The sequence below is a fragment of the Nonomuraea sp. NPDC049725 genome (genome assembly GCF_040674795.1).
Classification (GTDB): domain Bacteria; phylum Actinomycetota; class Actinomycetes; order Streptosporangiales; family Streptosporangiaceae; genus Nonomuraea; species Nonomuraea ceibae.
Genome location: NZ_JBFANJ010000030.1, coordinates 38,975 through 57,611, shown reverse-complemented (window position 1 = coordinate 57,611; position 18,637 = coordinate 38,975). Strand labels below are relative to the sequence as shown.

Annotated in this window: 21 protein-coding genes; 12 read left to right on the top strand and 9 right to left on the bottom strand. The window is 74.4% G+C overall.

Going from position 1 to position 18,637, the window contains the following annotated elements; translation table 11 throughout:
• Nucleotides 1-2: 2 nt before the first annotated feature.
• The gene (locus AB0J53_RS43680) at nt 3-1,046 is read right to left on the bottom strand and encodes a helix-turn-helix domain-containing protein (protein WP_364183858.1); all 1,044 of its coding nucleotides are present in this window, start codon (nt 1,044-1,046) and stop codon (nt 3-5) included.
• Nucleotides 1,047-1,141: 95 nt separating this feature from the next.
• Between AB0J53_RS43680 and AB0J53_RS43675 the strand changes: the two genes are divergently transcribed.
• The 3 genes from AB0J53_RS43675 to AB0J53_RS43665 are packed head-to-tail and all read left to right on the top strand — an operon-like array spanning nt 1,142 to nt 5,659.
• The gene (locus tag AB0J53_RS43675) at nt 1,142-2,038 is read left to right on the top strand and encodes an alpha/beta hydrolase (RefSeq protein ID WP_364183855.1); all 897 of its coding nucleotides are present in this window, start codon (nt 1,142-1,144) and stop codon (nt 2,036-2,038) included.
• A gap of 40 nt (nt 2,039-2,078) precedes the next feature.
• Nucleotides 2,079-3,914 carry an ABC transporter ATP-binding protein gene (locus AB0J53_RS43670; RefSeq protein WP_364183852.1) on the top strand — a complete coding sequence of 612 codons (1,836 nt, stop codon included), beginning with the start codon at nt 2,079-2,081 and terminating at the stop codon, nt 3,912-3,914.
• Nucleotides 3,911-5,659 (top strand): ABC transporter ATP-binding protein, encoded by a 1,749-nt coding sequence (locus AB0J53_RS43665; protein WP_364183849.1) that lies wholly within the window; start codon nt 3,911-3,913, stop codon nt 5,657-5,659. The genes AB0J53_RS43670 and AB0J53_RS43665 overlap by 4 nt, the downstream gene beginning before the upstream one ends.
• Here the strand turns inward: AB0J53_RS43665 and AB0J53_RS43660 are convergent.
• Nucleotides 5,637-6,218, bottom strand: coding sequence for a GrpB family protein (locus AB0J53_RS43660; protein ID WP_364183846.1), 582 nt, complete (start codon nt 6,216-6,218; stop codon nt 5,637-5,639). The genes AB0J53_RS43665 and AB0J53_RS43660 overlap by 23 nt on opposite strands.
• A gap of 93 nt (nt 6,219-6,311) precedes the next feature.
• Between AB0J53_RS43660 and AB0J53_RS43655 the strand changes: the two genes are divergently transcribed.
• Nucleotides 6,312-6,950 carry a TetR/AcrR family transcriptional regulator gene (locus AB0J53_RS43655; protein WP_364183843.1) on the top strand — a complete coding sequence of 213 codons (639 nt, stop codon included), beginning with the start codon at nt 6,312-6,314 and terminating at the stop codon, nt 6,948-6,950.
• Between the two features lie 3 nt (nt 6,951-6,953).
• Nucleotides 6,954-7,238, top strand: a complete 285-nt coding sequence (locus AB0J53_RS43650; RefSeq protein ID WP_219517702.1) for a DUF6204 family protein — start codon at nt 6,954-6,956, stop codon at nt 7,236-7,238.
• A gap of 22 nt (nt 7,239-7,260) precedes the next feature.
• Here the strand turns inward: AB0J53_RS43650 and AB0J53_RS43645 are convergent, their stop codons facing one another.
• Nucleotides 7,261-7,758 (bottom strand): FBP domain-containing protein, encoded by a 498-nt coding sequence (locus tag AB0J53_RS43645; protein ID WP_219517703.1) that lies wholly within the window; start codon nt 7,756-7,758, stop codon nt 7,261-7,263.
• Nucleotides 7,759-7,816: 58 nt separating this feature from the next.
• Between AB0J53_RS43645 and AB0J53_RS43640 the strand changes: the two genes are divergently transcribed.
• From AB0J53_RS43640 to AB0J53_RS43630, 3 genes are all read left to right on the top strand, one after another.
• Nucleotides 7,817-8,386: a WHG domain-containing protein gene (locus AB0J53_RS43640; RefSeq protein WP_364183839.1), complete on the top strand. Its 570-nt coding sequence runs from the start codon at nt 7,817-7,819 to the stop codon at nt 8,384-8,386.
• Between the two features lie 75 nt (nt 8,387-8,461).
• Complete coding sequence (locus AB0J53_RS43635) at nt 8,462-9,400, top strand: ATP-binding cassette domain-containing protein (RefSeq protein WP_364183836.1); 939 nt, start codon at nt 8,462-8,464, stop codon at nt 9,398-9,400.
• Nucleotides 9,397-10,185 (top strand): ABC transporter permease, encoded by a 789-nt coding sequence (locus AB0J53_RS43630; protein ID WP_219517705.1) that lies wholly within the window; start codon nt 9,397-9,399, stop codon nt 10,183-10,185. The genes AB0J53_RS43635 and AB0J53_RS43630 overlap by 4 nt, the downstream gene beginning before the upstream one ends.
• Here the strand turns inward: AB0J53_RS43630 and AB0J53_RS43625 are convergent.
• The 4 genes from AB0J53_RS43625 to AB0J53_RS43610 are packed head-to-tail and all read right to left on the bottom strand — an operon-like array spanning nt 10,175 to nt 13,225.
• Complete coding sequence (locus AB0J53_RS43625) at nt 10,175-10,789, bottom strand: PadR family transcriptional regulator (protein ID WP_364183833.1); 615 nt, start codon at nt 10,787-10,789, stop codon at nt 10,175-10,177. The two genes, AB0J53_RS43630 and AB0J53_RS43625, sit on opposite strands and share 11 nt — an antisense overlap.
• Before the next feature lie 28 nt (nt 10,790-10,817).
• Nucleotides 10,818-12,005, bottom strand: a complete 1,188-nt coding sequence (locus AB0J53_RS43620) for an RNA polymerase sigma factor (RefSeq protein WP_364183830.1) — start codon at nt 12,003-12,005, stop codon at nt 10,818-10,820.
• Nucleotides 12,002-12,340, bottom strand: coding sequence for a YciI family protein (locus tag AB0J53_RS43615; RefSeq protein ID WP_364183827.1), 339 nt, complete (start codon nt 12,338-12,340; stop codon nt 12,002-12,004). The genes AB0J53_RS43620 and AB0J53_RS43615 overlap by 4 nt, the downstream gene beginning before the upstream one ends.
• A gap of 60 nt (nt 12,341-12,400) precedes the next feature.
• A complete protein-coding gene (locus tag AB0J53_RS43610) occupies nt 12,401-13,225 on the bottom strand; it encodes an alpha/beta hydrolase (protein WP_364183824.1) in 825 nt (274 codons plus the stop codon).
• 56 nt (nt 13,226-13,281) lie between these two features.
• On the opposite strand from AB0J53_RS43610, the gene AB0J53_RS43605 reads away from it, so the two are divergent.
• Both AB0J53_RS43605 and AB0J53_RS43600 read left to right on the top strand, forming a co-directional pair.
• A complete protein-coding gene (locus AB0J53_RS43605) occupies nt 13,282-13,848 on the top strand; it encodes a hypothetical protein (protein ID WP_364183821.1) in 567 nt (188 codons plus the stop codon).
• Between the two features lie 100 nt (nt 13,849-13,948).
• Nucleotides 13,949-14,344, top strand: a complete 396-nt coding sequence (locus AB0J53_RS43600; protein WP_364183819.1) for a hypothetical protein — start codon at nt 13,949-13,951, stop codon at nt 14,342-14,344.
• Between the two features lie 19 nt (nt 14,345-14,363).
• On the opposite strand, the gene AB0J53_RS43595 is transcribed toward AB0J53_RS43600, so the two are convergent.
• Nucleotides 14,364-16,085 (bottom strand): right-handed parallel beta-helix repeat-containing protein, encoded by a 1,722-nt coding sequence (locus tag AB0J53_RS43595; RefSeq protein ID WP_364183816.1) that lies wholly within the window; start codon nt 16,083-16,085, stop codon nt 14,364-14,366.
• Nucleotides 16,086-16,103: 18 nt separating this feature from the next.
• Here AB0J53_RS43595 and AB0J53_RS43590 point away from each other — a divergent pair, with 18 nt between their 5' ends.
• Nucleotides 16,104-16,937, top strand: a complete 834-nt coding sequence (locus tag AB0J53_RS43590; protein ID WP_364183813.1) for a TetR/AcrR family transcriptional regulator — start codon at nt 16,104-16,106, stop codon at nt 16,935-16,937.
• Here AB0J53_RS43590 and AB0J53_RS43585 read toward each other — a convergent pair.
• Nucleotides 16,934-17,554: a helix-turn-helix domain-containing protein gene (locus AB0J53_RS43585; RefSeq protein WP_364183810.1), complete on the bottom strand. Its 621-nt coding sequence runs from the start codon at nt 17,552-17,554 to the stop codon at nt 16,934-16,936. The genes AB0J53_RS43590 and AB0J53_RS43585 overlap by 4 nt on opposite strands.
• Before the next feature lie 69 nt (nt 17,555-17,623).
• On the opposite strand from AB0J53_RS43585, the gene AB0J53_RS43580 reads away from it, so the two are divergent.
• Nucleotides 17,624-18,580, top strand: coding sequence for an NAD(P)-dependent alcohol dehydrogenase (locus tag AB0J53_RS43580; protein ID WP_364183893.1), 957 nt, complete (start codon nt 17,624-17,626; stop codon nt 18,578-18,580).
• Nucleotides 18,581-18,637 lie beyond the last annotated feature (57 nt).

The window sequence follows — 18,637 nt, the reverse complement described above, 5'->3', positions numbered from 1 at the left end:
CGTCAGGCGTCGAGCAGCCGCCAGGCGGTGAGGGCGAGGCTGGCCCTGGTCAGCCCGGTCGGCTCGGTGAGGTCGATGCCCAGGGTCCGGCCGAGCTGCTCGATGCGGCGGGCGACGCTGCTGTGGTGCAGGTGCAGCAGGTCGGCGGCGCGGCGCAGGGAGCCGGTGGCGCAGTAGGCGTCCAGCGTCTCCAGGTCCTCCGGGGTCTCGGCCACGCGGATGATCGCGCTCACGTCGGCGTTGCCGCGGGCGGAGTCCCGGGAGATCTCGGCCAGCAGCGCCAGCGCGCCCAGGTCGTCGTGGTGGACGACGGGCCGGCGCGGCGTGGTGAAGCGCAGGGCGGTGCGGGCCTGCTGCCAGGACCGGTCGAGGCTCCCGGCGGCGCCGATGCCCGCGCGCACGCCCTCGGGGACCCGGGCCGGGTTGACGGTGGTGGCCAGGATGACGCCCACGTCGGCCAGCGGCGCGGCCTTGACCGGGCGGGCCGGGCAGATCGCGCCGCCGACCTTGTCCAGCGGAAGGTGTGAGCGCACGGCGAGCACGTGCACGGGCTGCCCGGCGGCGAACCCCAGCAGGCGCAGCGCCCTGGCCCTGGCGGCCTCGTCGCTGTCGGGGCTGATCGCCAGCTCGACGAGCGCCGGGTCGGCCATCGTGGTGCGGGCCGGGCCGTACCTCTCGACGACGGCCATGACCGCGATGCCGAGCCGGTCGAGCAGCAGGTCGTCGAGCGAGCCCGGCAGGCCGGGCGGGCCGGGACGCTCCAGCCACACCGCGCCGATCTCCTCCTCGTCGAGGACGAGCGGCGAGGTGATGGACGCGGGGGCGGGCGGGCCGGACGCCGGCCTGCCGTCGGGGCCGAAGCGGATCACCCGGCCCGTGTCGTGCAGCCGGATGCCGACCACGCACTCGGCCAGGCCGGCCGAGGCGCGGGCGAGCGCGGGGAGATCCACCCGGCGGCGCATCAGCGTGTCGTAGAACATGACGACCCGGATCGCCCCTCCGGCTTCCGCGTCGAGCTGCGACAGTCGTACGGCCAGTGCCTCCATGCCCCAAGCGTATGCGCCGATCGGCGGGCGATTCGGAGGAGATGCCCGACAGATGGCGGATGAGGGCAGGGGTCACCGGCTGTGAGGATGACGGCATGGATCCGGAACTTGAAGCGTTCATCCCGTTGATTCCCGACGCTGACCTGACCGACCCGGCCGCCGAGCGCGAGACCCTGGCCGCGCTGGCCGCGTCGGTGCCGCCGCCGGACACCTCGGAGATGGAGATCGAGGACCTCGCGGTGCCCGCCGATCCTGACGTGCCGGTGCGGATCTACCGTCCCCGCCATGCCGAGGGCGCCGTCCTATGGATGCACGGCGGCGGCTGGGTCATGGGCAGCGTGGACACCGAGCATCCGTGGGCGGCACGGCTTGCGGACGCCTCCGGCGCGGTGGTGATCTCGGTGGGCTACCGGCTGGCGCCGGAGAATCCGTTCCCGGCGGCGCTGGACGACGTGTACGCGGTGCTGAAGTGGACGGCCGAGCACGCGGCCGAGCTGGGCGTCGACCCGGACCGGATCGCGGTCGGCGGGCACAGCGCCGGCGGCGGGCTCGCGGCCGGGGTGGCGCTGCGCTCGCGTGACGAGCAGGGGCCGCCGATCCGGTTCCAGCTTCTCAACCAGCCGGGGCTCGACGACCGGCAGCAGACGTGGTCGCAGCGCAACTTCACCGACACGCCCTGGATGAACCGCGACAAGGTCGCCATCGCGTGGCGGCACTACCTGGGCTCCGCCCCCGCCACCCCGTACGCGGCCCCGGCCCGGGCGGACGACCTGTCCGGCCTGCCGCCCGCCTACATCGCCAGCGCCGAGCTGTGCCCGAACCGCGACGAGAACATCGAGTACGCCTCGCGCCTGCTCCAGGCGGGCGTCTCGGTCGAGCTGCACCAGTGGGCGGGCACCTTCCACGGGTCCCAGGCGATCGTGTCGGCCGAGGTGTCGCAGCGGCAGATCGCCGAGCTGGGCGACGCGCTGCGCCGCGCGCTGGCCGGCTGACCCGGCTGACCCGCTGGAAGCGTACGAGGACGGGAGAAAGATGACGATCACCGGTCTCGCCCGGGAGAGCGAGCGGCCGGAGCCGCTGCTGCGCCCGCACGCGGGGAGCTTCGCCGCCGTCGTCCTGTTGCAGGTCATCGGCGCCGTCGCGGGGCTGGCGCCGCTGCTGGCGGTCGCCGAGCTGGGCCGGGTCCTGCTGTCGCAGGACCCGGCCGACAGCGGTCACGTGTGGTTCGTGGTGTTCGCGGGGGCGGCCGGCCTGTTCGTGCGGCTGCTGTTCACGGCCGCCTCGTCGGGGCTCGGGCACGTCCTGGACGGCCGGGTGCAGCTCACGCTGCGCCGCAGGCTGGCCGAGCGGCTGGGCCGGGTGCCGATCGGCTGGTTCTCCCGCCGCCGCACCGGCGAGCTGGCGAAGGTCGTGGGCGAGGACGTGGCCGCCGTGCACCCGTTCATCGCGCACGCCCCGGGCGAGCTGGTCTCCGCGTTCGTGGTGCCGCTGGTGTCGCTGGTCTACCTGTTCACCGTCGACTGGCGGCTGACGCTGATCACGCTGATCCCGGTGGTGCTGGCGATAGCGCTGGTGCCGCTGCTGATGCTGCCCGCGCGCACGCGCGAGCAGGAGGAGTACGACGCGGCGATGGGCCGGATCGCGAACTCCGTCGTGGAGTTCGTGCAGGGGATCGCGGTGGTCAAGGCGTTCGGCGGGGCCGAGCGCGCGCACCGCAGGTTCCTGACGGCCGCCGACGACTTCGTCGCCACCTTCAACCGGTGGGTGCGCGGCATGTCCGCGGTCGCCGCCGGGATGCAGGTGGCGCTGTCGCCGCCGTTCGTGCTGCTGGTCGTGCTGACCGGCGGCGCGGCGCTGATCGCGTCCGGGAGCATGGCGCCGGCGGATCTGCTGCCGTTCCTGCTGCTCGGGCTGGGGCTGACCGCGCCGGTCGCGGCGCTTGGCCACGGCTTCGACGACCTCCAGGCCGCCGGGCGGGCGGTCGCCAGGATCAGGGACGTGCTCGGCGTGCCGCCCCTGCCGGAGCCCGCCCGCCCGGTCGTGCCGCAGGGGCACCGGGTGGAGCTGCGGGACGTGCGGTTCGGGTACGAGGACGGGCGGGAGGTGCTGCGCGGCGTCGACCTGGTGCTGGAGCCCGGCACGGTCACCGCGGTCGTCGGGCCGTCGGGCAGTGGGAAGTCCACGCTGGTGCGGCTGCTGCCGCGCTTCTTCGACCCGGCGCACGGGTCCGTGCTGCTCGGCGGGGCCGATCTGCGCGACATCGGCAGCCGGGAGCTGTACCGGCGGGTCTCGTTCGTCTTCCAGGACGTCCGCCTGCTGCGCGCCTCGGTCGCGGACAACATCGCGCTGGCGGTGCCGGAGGCCGCGCACGAGGAGGTGGTCCGCGCCGCCCGGCTGGCCGGCATCCACGAGCGCGTCCTGGAGCTGCCGCGCGGCTACGACACGGTGCTCGGCGAGGAGGCCGAGCTGTCGGGCGGCGAGGCGCAGCGGATCTCGATCGCCCGCGCGCTGCTGGCCGACGCGCCCGTGCTGGTGCTCGACGAGGCGACGGCCTTCGCCGACCCGCAGACCGAGCAGGCGGTGCGCCGGGCGCTGGCCGGGACGGCGGGCGGGCGCACGGTGCTGGTCATCGCCCACCGGCTGGAGACCGTCGCCGACGCCGACACCGTCGTGATGCTGGAGGACGGCGTGATCGTCGAGCGGGGCAGCCCGGCCGAGCTGCTGGCGAGCGGCGGCAGGTTCGCCGCGTTCTGGCAGGCCAACCGCACCGGCCCGCACCCCGCCGGCCCGCACCCCGCCGACCCTCAGCCCGCCGGACCCGACCTCGTCGGACCCGGCCTCATCGGACAAGGAGACGAGCCCGCATGATCCGCATGCTGCTGCGCGTGCTGGGACCCGAGTACGCGCGGGCGATGCGCCGCACGGTCGCCCTGATGACGATCACCGCGGTGGTCGAGGGGCTGTCCTACGCGCTGCTCGTGCCGGTGCTGGCGGCCCTGCTCGGCGGCTCGCCCTCGGACGCCTGGCCGTGGCTGGCCGCGTTCGGCGCCGCGGTCGCGGCCTACGCCGGGCTGCGCTACACCAGCGACCTGGCCGGCATGCGCGTCGGGACGACGATGCTGCGCGGCATGTACCACCGGCTGGGCGAGCACCTGGCCAGGCTGCCGATCGGCTGGTACGGCGCGGGCCGCGTCGGCGAGGTGTCGGTGCTGGCCAGCCGGGGCCTGCTGCAGGCGATGGGGGTGTCGGCGCACCTGCTGGCGCCGTTCGTCTCGGCCCTGGTGACGCCGGTGACGATCGTGGTGGTGATCCTGGCGTTCAACTGGCAGCTCGGGCTGGCGGCGCTGGCCGCGGCCCCGGTCGTGGCGGCCATCCAGGCGTGGACGGCGCGTTCGACCGCCGCCGCCGACGCCGACCGGCACGAGCGCGACAAGGAGGCCGCCGGCCGAGTCATCGAGTACCTCCAGGCCCAGCCGGTGCTGCGGACCGGCGGCCGGACCGGCGAGCGCTTCGAGGCGCTCGACGCCGCGCTGCGCGAGGTGCAGGGGGCCTCGCGGCGCACCGTGCTGGCGACGCTGCCCGGCGCGGTCGGGCTGACGCTGACCGTGCAGGCGATCTTCACGGCGGTGCTGGTCCTCGGCGCGTACCTGGCGCTGGGCGGGGGTGTCGGCGCGGCCGAGGTCCTGACGATCCTGGTGCTGGCCGCGCGCTGCGCCGACCCGCTGCTGTCGCTGTCGGACATCGGCGGCAAGCTGCGCGGCGCGCGGGCCGAGCTGGTCAGGCTCGACGCGGTGCTGCGTACGGAGCCGCTGCCGGAGCCCGCCGAGCCGGTGCTGCCCGAACGCCACGACCTGGAGTTCGACGCCGTCACCTTCCGGCACGGCGGCCGTACGGTGATCGACGGCCTGTCGCTGAAGGTGCCGCAGGGGCAGCGGCTCGCGGTCGTGGGCCCGTCGGGGGCGGGCAAGAGCACGCTGCTTCAGCTTCTCGCCCGGTTCCACGACGTGGACGCGGGCGCGGTGCGCCTGGGCGGCGTGGACGTGCGCGAGGTCAGCACCGAGGCGCTGATGGCGCGGATCGCCATCGTCTTCCAGGACGTCTACCTCTTCGACGGCACGATCGAGGAGAACGTCCGGCTCGGCCGTCCCGGCGCGAGCGAGGCCGAGGTGCGGGCGGCGGCGACGGCGGCGCGGCTGGACGAGGTGATCGAGCGGCTGCCCGGCGGCTGGGCGGCGCACGTCGGCGAGGGTGGCGCGCTGCTGTCGGGCGGCGAGCGCCAGCGGGTGTCGATCGCGCGGGCGCTGCTCAAGGACGCGCCCGTGGTGCTGCTGGACGAGGTGACCTCGGCGCTGGACCCGGTGAACGAGGCGGCCGTGCACGAGGGGATCGAGCGCCTGATGGCGGGCCGGACGGTGGTGATGGTGGCGCACCGGATGCGGACCGTCCAGCGCGCCGACCGGGTCGCCTTCCTGGACGGCGGCCGCATCGTGGAGGAGGGCGGCCACGACGAGCTGCTGGGCCGGGGCGGCCGGTACGCGGCCTTCTGGGAGATCGCCGCCGCCCTGCCCGGCCCCGCGCGGGGCCAGCCGGTCACAGGCCCGCACGGGCGATGATCGCCTCCACGACCTCGCTCTTGGCGTCGGCGTAGTTCTGCACGTACTTCCAGGTGCGCCGGGCGAGGTCGCGCTTGGTGCGGGCGTACAGGTCGCGGTCGTCGTCGTGCTCGCGCAGCCAGTCGCGGAAGCCGAGCATGCGGCGCGTCTCGGGGCAGTCGTCGGGCAGCACGTGCAGGTTGACCGGCATCTCGCCCTCGTGCAGCTTCAGCACGCGGTGCTCGAACCAGTCGGGCTCGCGGATCGTCAGCACGTAGCCGATCGACTCCAGCGGCGGGACGTACGCGGCCTCGTCCGCCGGGTCGGCCACGATCAGCAGCAGGTCGAGGATGGGCTTGGCGGGCAGGCCGGGCACCGAGGTGGAGCCGACGTGCTCCAGCAGCAGGACGGCGTCGCCGAGTGCGGCGCGGATCGCCGCGGCGGTCCGCTCGTAGCGGGCCGGCCAGGCGGGGTCGGGGTCGTCCAGCTGGATCGTCGCGTTGTGCAGGGCCGGGGTCGTGACGTGGGCGCGGGCGATGTCCTCGTCGGACTGCGCCCCCTCGGGCGGAAGATCGTTCACGGGCGTCCATTCTTCCGCACCCTGGGCCCGGGTCCGATTCCGGACAAAAATGGAGTGCACTCCAAGTTTGGAGTTCGGTTAAACTTTCTCGGCATGACCGAAGGGTTGCGGGAGCGCAAGAAGCGGCAGACGCGGCAGCGGATCTCCGAGGTGGCGATCGGCCTGTTCGTGGCGCGCGGCTTCGACCACGTGACGGTGGCCGACGTCGCGGCGGCGGCCGAGGTGTCGGTCAACACCGTCTACAACTACTTCCCGGTCAAGGAGGACCTGGTGCTGCCGCCCGACCAGGCGTCGCCGCGGCGGCTGGCCGACATCGTGCGCGAGCGGCCCCCGGGCACGGGCGCGGCCGGGGCGATCCTCGGCCGCCTGCGCCAGGAGGTGCGCGACCGTGACCGCAAGCTGGGCCTGACGGGCGGGTTCGGGCGCGTCTTCGAGATGATGCGGGCCGCGCCGACGCTCACCGCGCGGCTGGAGGACCTCGGCCGCCGGATGACCGACGAGCTGGCCGCCACGCTGGCCGAGGAGACCGGCGCCGCGCCGGGCGACCCGCTGCCGCGCGTGGTGGCCTGGCAGCTCGGGTCGTTCCACGCGATGGTCTTCGCCGAGATCGGCCGGCGCACGGCCGGGGGAGAGGGCCCCGACGCGATCGCCGGGGCGGTGCTGGAGCTGCTGGACGCGATCGAGGCCGTGCTCGGCGAGCGCGTCCTCGGTTACGCCGTGAGAAAGGACTGATCCATGTTCCGGGTGACGATCTCCGGGAAGTTCGGCGAGCTGGACGAGGCCGGCCGGGCCGCCGTGCTGGGGGCGGCCGACCTCGCCTTCACCGAGGCGGGCACGTTCAGCCATGACGCCGGGCTGACGGCGTTCACGTTCCGCTGCCAGGTGCCCGCCGGGCCGGACGACGGCGAGCCGGAGGCGGTCGCGGCCGCCGTGGCCGCCCTCGACGCGTACGCGGTGCCGTACCGGGTGCTGCGGGTGGCCGCGACCGACATGCGCGACATCAAGGTGCGCCGCCGCTGAGGCGTCCGGCCGGCGCCCGTGGTCAGGCGGTCACCTTCTCGATGAAGGCCGCCAGGTTGCCGCGGGTGCGGGCGATCTTCTCGGTCACGGTCAGCGTCTCGTCGAAGTCGCCGCCCACCGCCTGCTTCCTGCCCCGCGTGTACAGGGAGCAGGCGAGGTCGCCGCAGAGATACTGGCCGACCGTGTTGCCCAGGCGGCCGGCCTCGCCGGTGCGGCGGGCGGTCATCAGCGCCACGTTGCCGCCGGCGAGGGTGGTCAGGCAGAGCGAGCACATGCTGCGGGAGGTGAAGCCGCGCCCGGTGGCGGGGGTGGCCCGCAGCGCGATGCCGACGAGGCCGCCGTCGTCGCGTTCGGCGACCAGATAGCCGCGGTCGGGGGCGCCGGGATCTCGCCAGCCGAGGAAGTCGAGGTCGTCCCACGGCTGTTCGGCCAGGTCACGGGGGATGCCGAGGCGCTGGGCCTCGCCCTTGGAGCAGTTGACGAACGACCTGCGGATGTCGCGTTCGGTGATGGGTTTCATGGCTTCCAGGCTAATACAATTAGGCAAATCGTTAATTTGTTTAGTTGACGGAGGACGCATGGCTCGCGCGATCATCACCGCCGAACGGCTCACCCTGGCGGCGGCGGAGGTGGCCGACGAGATCGGCTTCGAGCACGTGACCGGGTCTGCGGTCGCGCGCAGGCTGGGCGTCAAGGAGCCGAGCCTGTACGCGCACATCGCCAACGCCCGCGAGCTGAAGGTGCGGGTGGCGCTGCTGGCGCTGGAGGAGCTGGCCGCGCGGGCCGCCGGCGCGCTCGCCGGGCGGGCGGGCAGGGACGCGCTGGTGGCGTTCGCCGACGCCTATCGCCGTTACGCCAGGGAGCATCCGGGCCGCTACGCCGCCGCCCGGTTCGAGCTCGACCCCGAGACCGCGGCGCGCAGCGCGGGGCCCCGGCACTCGGAGATGATCCGGGCGCTGCTGCGCGGTTACGACCTGCCGGAGCCGGACCAGACCGACGCGGTGCGCTTCCTGGGCGGGGCGATCCACGGCTACGTGAGCCTGGAGCTGGCGGGCGGGTTCCGGCACACCCCGAGGGACGCCGACGCCTCCTGGGCCTGGGCGCTGGACACGCTCGACCTCGCGCTGAGGTGCCGGTCCACCGGCTAATCAAGTTTGACTAATAAAGGAGGCCGCAGCTACGCTCCGTCCGATTAGTCAAACTTGACTAGCAAAGGAGGGGACGTGCCTGCGATCGTCGCGGAAGGGCTGCGGAAGACGTACGGCGAGAAGAAGGCCCTCGACGGACTGACCATGACCGTGCCGAGCGGCACCGTGCACGGGGTGCTCGGCCCCAACGGGGCCGGCAAGACCACGTTCGTCCGCACGCTCGCCACGCTGCTGCGCGTGGAGGAGGGCCGGGCGCGCGTCGCCGGGATCGACGTGGCCGAGCGCCCGGCCGAGGTGCGGCGGCGGATCGGCCTGCTCGGGCAGAGCGCGGCGGTGGACGAGGACCTGTCCGGGCGGCAGAACCTCGAGCTGTTCGGCCGCCTCCACCACCTGGGAGCGCGCCGGGCGGCGGCGCGGGCGGGCGAGCTGCTGGAGCGGTTCGGGCTGGCCGACACCGGCCGCAAACCCGTCCAGGCCTACAGCGGCGGCATGCGGCGCCGCCTGGACCTGGCGGCCTCGCTCATCGTCGAGCCGAGCGTGCTGTTCCTGGACGAGCCGACCACCGGCCTCGACCCGCGCGGCCGGACCGAGGTGTGGAACGCGGTCCGCTCACTGGTCGGCGGCGGCACCACCGTGCTGCTGACCACCCAGTACCTGGAGGAGGCCGACCAGCTCGCCGACCGGATCTCGGTCATCGACCACGGCCGGGTGATCGCCGACGGCACCGCCGACGAGCTCAAGGCCAAGGTCGGCGGCGACCGCGTAGACGTGGTCGTGCACGACGCCGCCCTGCTGCCGGCCGTCGCCGGCGTCCTGGCCGGGGTGCCCGGCGCGGGCGCGGTCGAGCTCGACGAGGACCGGCGCAGGGCCAGCGCGCCGGTCGCCGACCGGATGGCGGCCCTCAGCCACCTGGTGCGGGCCCTGCACGAGGCCGGCATCGAGGCCGAGGACCTGGCGGTGCGCCGCCCCACGCTGGACGAGGTGTTCATGCATCTGACGGGAGAGCGCTCATGAGCCTGCGCTGGTGGCTGATCGACTCCTGGACCATGACGCGGCGCGAGCTGGCCCGCTGGGCGCGCCACCCGTGGGGGGCGGTGATCTCGCTGACCTTCCCGGTGATGATGCTGGTGATGTTCGCCTTCTTCATCGGCGGCGGCATGCAGGTCGCGGGCGGCGGCGACTACAAGGAGTTCCTGGTCCCGGGCATGCTCGTGCTGACCATGGCCTTCGGGCTCGAGAGCACGATGACCGCGATCGCCCAGGACCTCGGCAAGGGCGTCCTCGACCGCTTCCGGTCGATGCCCATGGCGCCGTCGGCGGTGCTGGTCGGCCGGGGCGTCGCCGACATGCTCGAGTCGATCGCCGGCCTGGCCGTCATGATCGGCGCCGGTCTGGCCATCGGCTGGCGCTGGCACGGCACGCCCTCCCAGGCGGTCGCCGCGATCGGGCTGCTGCTCCTGCTGCGGTTCGCGATGCTATGGTGCGGCATCTGGCTCGGGCTGATCGTCGGCAGGCCGGATCTGGTCATGGCCGTGCAGATCCTGGTGTGGCCGGTCGCGTTCAGCTCCAGCGCGTTCGCCTCGCCGGAGACCATGCCCGGCTGGCTCGGCACCATCGCCGACTGGAACCCGATGACGGCCAGCGCCACCGCGGTGCGCGACCTGTTCGGCAACCCGGGCGTGGCCGGCACCTCGTGGGCCGCCGAGAACGCCCACCTGCTGGCCGTGCTGTGGCCGCTCGTCCTGCTGGCGATCGCCTGCCCGATGGCGGCGGCCCGCTTCCGCGGCCTCAGCAGGTGACCTCGCCGGGGCCCTCCTGCGAGAGGGCCCCGGCGAACGGGTCGCCCTCCTCCCCGGCGAAGGCGTACGCGCCGCCCTCGACGCGGGCGATCAGGTCACCGGTCCAGCGCACGCCGTCGTCGGCGGCGGTCACCCACAGGTGCATGATCTCGCCGATGTGCCCGTGCTGGCCGGGGCCGTCCTCGGGCGTGTAGTGGGCCGTGACGGAGCCGCGCCACTCCTCCAGGGCGGCGATCCGCTGCCGCAGCAGCGCGACGACCTCCTCCCGGGGCAGGTCGACCATGAACCCGACCCCGGCGGCCAGCAGGTCGCTCTCGCCGGGCGTGGTCAGCGAGCGGCGCAGCAGCGAGAAGTATTCGGCGGCGCCCTTCTCGGTCACCTCGTACTCGGTGCGGGGCGGCCCGCCGGCGGTGCTCGGCGCCGTCTCGTACGCGTGCAGCAGCCCCTGCTTGGCCATCTGCTTGAGCGCGTGGTAGATGGAGCCCGGTTTCGTGTGGGCCCACTGGTCGGCGCCCCAGAACTCCAGGTCGTTGCGCACCTGATAGCCGTGGGCGCGCCCGCGCAGCCGCACCGCGCCCAGCACCAGCAGCCGGATCGCCGACATCGCCGAACCCTCCTCTAATCAACTTTGACTAGTCTAGAGGGTCGCGGGCCCGGCGCAGGAAGGCGCGTTCGGCCTCGTTGCCCGTGCCCGCGAGCGCCGCGTCGTACTCCCGTGCCGCCTCCGCGTCCCGGCCCAGGCGGCGCAGCAGGTCGGCCCGTACGGCGTGGAAGACGTGGTAGCCGTCCAGGTCCAGGTCGTCCACCAGGGCGAGCGCCGCCCCGGGCCCGGCGACCTCGGCCACCGCGACGGCCCGGTTGAGCGCCACGACGGGGCTCGGCGCGAGCGCCATGAGCTGGTCGTACAGCGCCACCACCTGCCGCCAGTCCGTCGGCGGCTCGCTGTGCACGGCGTTGATCGCCGCCTGGATCTGGTACGGCCCCGGCCGCCCCCGGCGCAGGCACCGCCGGACCAGCTCCCGGCCCTCGGCCACCAGGGCGCGGTCCCACAGGCCGGGATCCTGGTCGGCCAGGCGGACCGGCGTCCCGCCGGGCGCGGTGCGGGCCGGGCGGCGCGACTCCAGCAGCAGCATGAGCGCCAGCAGCCCGATCGCCTCCGGCTCGTCCGGCATGAGCTCGGCCAGCAGCCGGCCGAGCCGGATCGCCTCGGCGCACAGCTCCTCGCGCACCAGCCGGTCGCCGGACCGGGGCAGGTAGCCCTCGTTGAAGATCAGGTAGATGACGGCCAGCACGGGCTCCAGCCGTTCGGGCAGGTCGGCCTCGCGCGGGATCCGGTACGGGATCCGCGCGTCACGGATCTTGCCCTTGGCGCGGACCAGGCGCTGGGCCATCGTCGGCTCCGGCACCAGGAACGCGCGGGCGATCTCGGCCGTGCTGAGCCCGCCCAGCAGCCGCAGCGTGAGCGCGACCTGGGCGGGCCTGGCCAGCGCGGGATGGCAGCAGGTGAAGATCAGCCGGAGCCGGTCGTCGGGCACGGGTCCCTCCTCCGCCGGCGCGTCACCGGCGTGCAGCAGCGCGGCCTGGGCGTGTTTGTCCTGCCGCGCGGCCTCGCGGCGCAGCCGGTCGACCGCGCGGTTGCGGGCCGTGGTGATGATCCATCCGGCCGGGCTCGGCGGCGTCCCTTCGGCGGGCCAGCGCCGCACCGCGACCGTGAAGGCGTCCTGGACCGCGTCCTCGGCGATGTCGATGTCGCCGAAGACGCGGACCAGGACGGCGACCGCGCGCCCGTACTCCTGGGCGAACACCCGCTCCACGCTCACTGGAACGGACGCACCTCGACCGGCAGCGTGGTGACGGCGGCGAGCCTGCGCCCCCAGGCGAGGGCGGCGTCCAGGTCGGGCGCCTGGATGACCGTGAACCCGCCGAGGTGCTCCTTGCCCTCGGTGTAGGGGCCGTCGGTCATGAGCACGTCGCCGCCCTTGGGCCGCAGCACGGTGGCGGTGCCCGGCGGGTGCAGCCCGGCGGCGAACACCCACGCCCCGGCGGCGCGCATCTCGTCGTTGAGCGCCTCGAGGTCGCGGACGATCGGCTCCAGGACCTTCGGCGGGGGCGGGTCGCCGTCGGGCTGGTAGATGCTGAGCAGGTACTTCTGCATGTTGTCCTCCTTCACCCCTTATACGAATGACTCCTGCCCGGATCGACACCCCGCGCCGGGTCAGCGCAGGAAAGCCGCGACGGCCTCGGTGAACCGGCCGGGGTCGTCCACCCACGGGTAGTGGCCGGCCCCGGCCTGGACGACGTGCGAGGCGGCGGGGAACAGGCGGGCGTACTCGGCCGTCGCCCCCGGGGGGCTGTTCAGGTCGTGCTCGCCGGCCAGCACCAGCACCGGGCCGCGCCGGGCGGCGAGCGCGGCCCGGGTGCGCGGCGGGTCGAAGGCGCCCTCGGCCGCGAAGGCGGCGGCGATCGCCGGGTCGGGCGGCCGGGAGGCGGGGTGCTCGCGCGCGGCGGCGTCCCAGCGGCCCCACAGGAAGGGCGTGATGGCGCCGCGGTCGCCGCCCCGGCCCTTGATGATCGCCTCCAGGGCGGCGAACGCGGCGGGGAACCACGGCTCGGCCTTCCTGCGCAGGGCGAGCTCGCGCCGCGTCGCGCCGGTGACGGTGATGCCGGCGGCGGCGCAGCCGGGGGTGATCAGGGCCAGCCTGCCGACGTTCGCGGGGTGGCGGGCCGCGTAGGTCACGGCGAGGTTGGCGCCGCCGGAGTGGCCGAGCAGGTCGATCCGGTCGAGCCCGAGGTGCTCGCGCAGGGCCTCGAGGTCGCCGCTCTGGCGGTCGCAGCGGTAGGAGGCGGGGTCGGCGGGCCGGGCGGAGCGGCCGGTGCCGCGCGGGTCCAGCAGGACGAGCCGCCGGTGCGCGGACAGGCCGCCGAGGTCGCCGAGGTAGCCGGCGTCCGTGGGGCCTCCCGGGACGCACACGAGCGGGTCGCCGGTCCCGGAGGTGCGGTAGGCCAGCCGGGTGCCGTCCGGCGCGGTGAAAGTGGGCATGACCCAGGACTCTGACGCATATAACCGATTTATACAACCAGGTTATGATCTGTGGCATGACGCTGACCGAGGAGCAGGCCGGGCGGATGATCGCCGACATGAACGACGTCATCCGCGCGGGCGACGACATGCGCAGGCTCCGCGCCGAGATGATCGTGACCCTCGCCGGCCTCGGCTGGACCCAGGACCGGATCGCCCAGCTCACCGGCATGAGCCAGCCCGCCGTGAGCAAGCACGTCACCAAGCTGCGGGCCGCCGAGCCGCGTCCGCCGCTGGACCTGACGCTCGACCAGCACGACGTCCCCTGGCTCGAAGGCCGCCTGTGGGGCCTGGCCGAGCACATCGCCGAGACGTGCGACGGCGCCCGCTGCGCCCGCCACGTCCACGCCGTGGCGCGCGGCAGGAAGCGCTTCACCCCCCAGCACGTCGACGAGCTGCGCCGCCTCGTGGAGGAGGACCTGCGTCTGCACCGGGAGCGGCTGCCCGCGGGCTGCCGGGCCGCCTACGACCGGATCAGCCGCGGCCTCGACCTGCCCGCGCGCGTCACCGCCCCCGCCCCCGCGTCGGTGCGGCGCGCGCTGGCCCGCGAGGTGCAGCGCAGCCGGCTGCGCGGCGAATCCTGAGCCAACGGCCGGCGAACATCCGCGATCACCCCTTGGCCGGCCCGGCCGCGTGTTCCATCGTCCTTGCTGAGCGAACGTCCTGCATCGGAAGAGAGGGAACATGCGCATCGCACGGGCACTTCTCGCGATCGGAACGGCGGCCGTCCTCACGGCCGGAGCCACCTCGGCGGCCCGGGCCGCCGACTACCCGCAAACGCGCTACGACGTCCAGTACGGCAACTCCTACGTCAAGGGCAACCTCATCTGGTACAACCGCTCGGTCCGGGTCGGCGGCGAGCTGCGGGCCGCCTCCGGCTGCCGTGACGTGGTCTACACCGCCTACGTGAACGACACGATCGTGTCGCGCGAGGTCAGGAGCGCCTGCAACGGCACCGTCGGGCACGGCTTCACCCTGGAGGCCGACGTCCGGGGCGGCGCCACCGCGGTCTTCGTCGACCTGTGGGAGAACGGCCAGCTGCGCGCCTGGTCCATCTGCGGACGCGGCGGCTGCAGCTGACCTTCGTCCTCTGGTGTGGTCAGCCGCGGGGCCGCAGCAGCCCCGCGCGGGCCTGGATCTCGGCCGTGGCCGCGTCCAGGCCCTCCGCCAGCGTGGTGTTGCCCTCGTAGGTGACCCCGGCCGGGACGGCGTCGCTGCCGGCGGGGTCGGCGTCCCAGAAGTTGCCCCGGTAGACGACGTTCTCCAGCGGCGGCGACACCTGCAGCACGGCGGTGCTGTCGGCGCCGGTGACGACGTTCTCCTCGACGGTGACCCAGGCGGCGCCGTAGTCGGTGTAGAGGCCGAAGTTGTACGGGGTGCGGGTGTCCTTGACGACGTTGCCCCGGATCTGGGCGCCGTCGTCGTGCGAGCTGCCCTGCGGGCCGGACAGGTAGAGGCCGCCGCCGTCGGCCAGGACGCTCATCGTGCCGGTGGTGAGGTTGCGCAGGAGCCGGGTGCCGCGGCCCGGCCCGGCGACGATGCCGCAGTGCGGGACCTCGCGGACGTGGTTGTGGGCGACGGTGCAGCGTTCGGTGCCGAGCAGGGCGATGCCGGGGGAGCCGGAGTGGTCGAGGCCGGTGTGCTCGACCAGGTTGTCCTCGATGAGGGTGTCGTGGCCGCCGGTGACGTTGACGGCGGAGGCGGACAGGGTGTCGAAGTCGCAGCCGCGCACGACGTGCCGTTCGCCGCCGGTCAGGCCGAGCGCGGTGGCGCCCAGCCGGGTGAAGCGGCACCGCTCGAAGCGGACGTCGGCGCCGCCGTCGACGGTCACGCAGGCGGGGATCGTCGCCGAGCGGGACGGCACCGTGACCCACGCCTGCCCTTCGACGAGCACGACCTTCTCGACCGGGCCGCCGTCGTAGTGGCCGTTGCCGTGGTAGTGCAGGAAGCCTTCCGGGCCGCTGGGGCGCAGCCAGGTGGCGTCGGCGAAGGTCAGGCCGCGGAAGGTGACGTCGCGGGAGCCGGTGACGCGCAGCAGGGTCTCCAGGGCGGGGGCGACGATCCTGGGCCGCTCGCCGGGGCGGGGCAGGTAGCGCAGCACGTGGTGGCCGGGGCGGGAGCGGTCGAGGACGAACGTGCCGGGCTCGGTGAGGAAGGCGGCGTCGTTCTCGATCCTGGTGGGCAGCGGGGGGCCTTCCTGGGTGTGCTCCTCCCAGGTGAAGTTGTACAGCTCGACGGCGCGGGCGAAGGCGGGCTGCGCCATCGTGACGTGGGTGCGTGCGCCGTCGGAGGTGACTTCGGCGACGCCGATGCGGGCCTCGGTCCACGGGTAGACGCCCCGGTAGACGAACTCGACGTCGGCGGGGCTGTGCCAGTCGAGCGGGCTGTCCGTGACGTAACCCGTGACGGTTCTGGTGGCGTCGCCGGGCAGGGCGTCGATGCCGGCGCGTTCGGCCCGGCGGAGGACGCCGCCGGTCTCGACGTAGAGCTGCCGGGTGTCGAGGTCGCCGACGTCGGCCGTCCAGACGCCGCCGGCCACCTGGCCGGTGATCTCCCGGCCGCCGCTGATGACGGCCTGCTCCTGTTCGGCGGTGCCGTAGCCGTGGGGCTGGACGGTGAGGCTGGTGTCGTCCTCGGTGAGTTCGAGCGGGGCGGCGAGGGTGTGGGTGCCGGCGCGCAGGCTGATGACGACGTCGCCGGTGAGCGCGCGGGCCGCATCGACGGCCCGGCCGAGGGTGGCGAAGGGACGCTCCAGGGTGCCGGGGGCGGCGTCGTCGCCGTGCGGGGAAACGTACAGGATTTCGTTGTTTATGGCGTACACGGGTATATACCCTAAACCATGAGCGAAGCAGTTGATCCGGACCGCAGGGTGGAGCTCCTGTGGGCCGAGGGGCCGGGGGCCGGGCTGAGCCTGGGCCGGATCGTCCGGGCCGCCGTCGAGGTCGCCGACGCAGAGGGGCTGGCCGGGCTGTCGATGCGCAAGGTCGCCGAGCGCCTCGGCTTCACCACCATGTCCCTCTACCGGCACGTCCCCGGCCGCGCCCACCTGGTGGACCTGATGCGCGACGCGGTGATGGCCGGGCTGCCGGCGCCCGAGGGCGAGGGCTGGCGGGCCCGGCTGGAGTCGTGCGCCCGGCAGGGCTGGGAGCTGCGCAGACGCCATCCCTGGCTGGCGGAGATCCGGGGCAGCCGGCACGTGCCCGGGCCCAACGCGGTGGCCTACTACGAGGCGATGCTGAGCACGGTCGCCGGCACCGGGCTCACCCCGGCCGAGATGATCGCCGCGGTCGGGCTGGTGGGCCGGTTCGTGGACGCCGAGGCGCTGGTGCTGGCCGAGACCGCGCACGCCGAGCGCAGCAGCGGCGTGAGCGAGGAGGAGTGGTGGGGCTCGCGCGACACGCTCTTCGCCCGGCTGGACCGCTATCCGACGCTCACCCGGCTGTGGGAGGAGGGCGGCTACGACCACCCGGAGGACCCGTTCGAGTTCGGGCTGGCCCGGGTGCTCGACGGCATCGAGCTGCTCATCACCGCCAGGCGTGACGAAAGGCGTGACGAAACCCGGTGTCAGGTGTGCGGTGAACCGGTGGAGCAGCCGGAATCGGGGCGGCCGCGCGCGTACTGCTCCCGGGCCTGCCGCCAGCGCGCCTACCGGCAGCGCAAGAGCGGCGCCTAACCCACGTACCGCAGCTCCGCCGGCGGGGGCGGCAGCGGCCCCGCGTGCCCGGCCTCCCACGACTGCAGGAAGTAGGCGACGAGCCGCCGCGACGCCGCCGCGGCCGCGTCCCCTGCCCCGGCGACCACCGCGCCGTTGGCCATGAGCAGCAGCATGAGGTCCGCCAGGACGAAGTCGGCGCGCAACCGGCCGGCGGCCTTGGCCCGCCGGATGAGCTCGGCCAGCTCGTCCTCGGCCTCGGCGCGCTTGCGCTCCAGGTCGAACGCGCCCGGGAAGGCCGTCAGGAACGCGGCGGTGAACCCCCGGTCGGCGACCTGCATCGCGCACACCTTCTCCACGGCCGTGCGGAAGCCGCGCCACGGGTCGTCGTCGGCCAGCGCCTCGCTCAGCGCCCCCACGCACATCGCGAGCTGGTCGGCGAACACCTCGGTGACCAGCGACTCCCGCGTGGGGAAACGCCGGTAGAGCGTGGCCGTGCCGACCCCGGCCCGGCGGGCGATCGCCGCCATCGGCACGTCGATGCCGCGCGTGGCGAACAGGTGGCGGGCGGCCCGCAGGATCCGGCCGCGGTTGCGCGAGGCGTCGGCGCGCAACATCCGAGACGAACCGTCGGACATGTCTCTCACATTACCCATAAGTGGGCGGTACCGTCCGGTTAGCTGGCTAGCCTCCCAGCCATGACGAACATGCGCGCCGCTCTTTTCGACCGATACGGGCCCCCCGAGGTGCTCTACGAGGGCACGCTGCCCCGCCCCGAGCCCGGCCCCGGCGAGGTGCTGGTGCGGGTGCACGCCGCCAGCGTCAACGGCGGCGAGTCGTACGGCCGGGCCGGGCGGGTCAGGCTGGTGACCGACCTGGTCGAGCCCGGATTCCCCAAACGCGTCGGGCTCGACTTCGCCGGCGAGGTCGCCGCCCTCGGCCCCGGCGTCTCCGGGCTCGCACCGGGCACCCGCGTGTGGGGCGGGCTGCCGCGCACCTTCGGCAGCGCCGCCGAGTACATCGCCGTCCGCCCCCGCCAGCTCGCGCTCGCGCCCGCCGGGCTGGACCTGGTCGAGGCCGCCGCCCTGCCCGGCGTGGGCACGACCGCGATCACCGCGCTGCGCGACAAGGCCCGCCTGCGGGCGGGGGAGCGGCTGCTGGTCCGGGGCGGGAGCGGCGGGGTCGGCAGCGTCGCCGTCCAGCTCGGCCGGGCGCTCGGCGCGCACGTCACCGCGCTCGCCGGAGCCCGCAACCTGGACCTCGTCCGCGAGCTCGGCGCCGACGAGGCCCTGGACTACGCGACCACCGAGCCCGCGGCGCTCGGCGCCTTCGACGTGATCCTCGACACCGCCGGCACCCGCCTGCCCGACTTCCGGCGGCTGCTCGCGCCGGGCGGGCGGATGGTGGCCATCTCCTTCGACCTCGACCGCCCGCTCGCGTCGCTGGCCGCGATCGCCGCCTCCACCGTGTACGGGCCGCGCCGGATGCGGTTCTTCAGCGGCAACCCCAAGCACCGGCTGTTCGCCGATCTCACCCGCTACGTGGAGAGCGGGGCGATCCGCCCGGTCGTGGACACGGTCTTCCCGCTCTCCGGCATCGCGGCCGCCCACCGGGCCCTGGAGACGGGCGGCGTACGCGGCAAGATCGTCATCCGCGTCGTGTGACCGGCCGGGCGGCCCGGCCCCAGGACCGGAACCCCGCCCTGGCCGCGCGCAGGATGG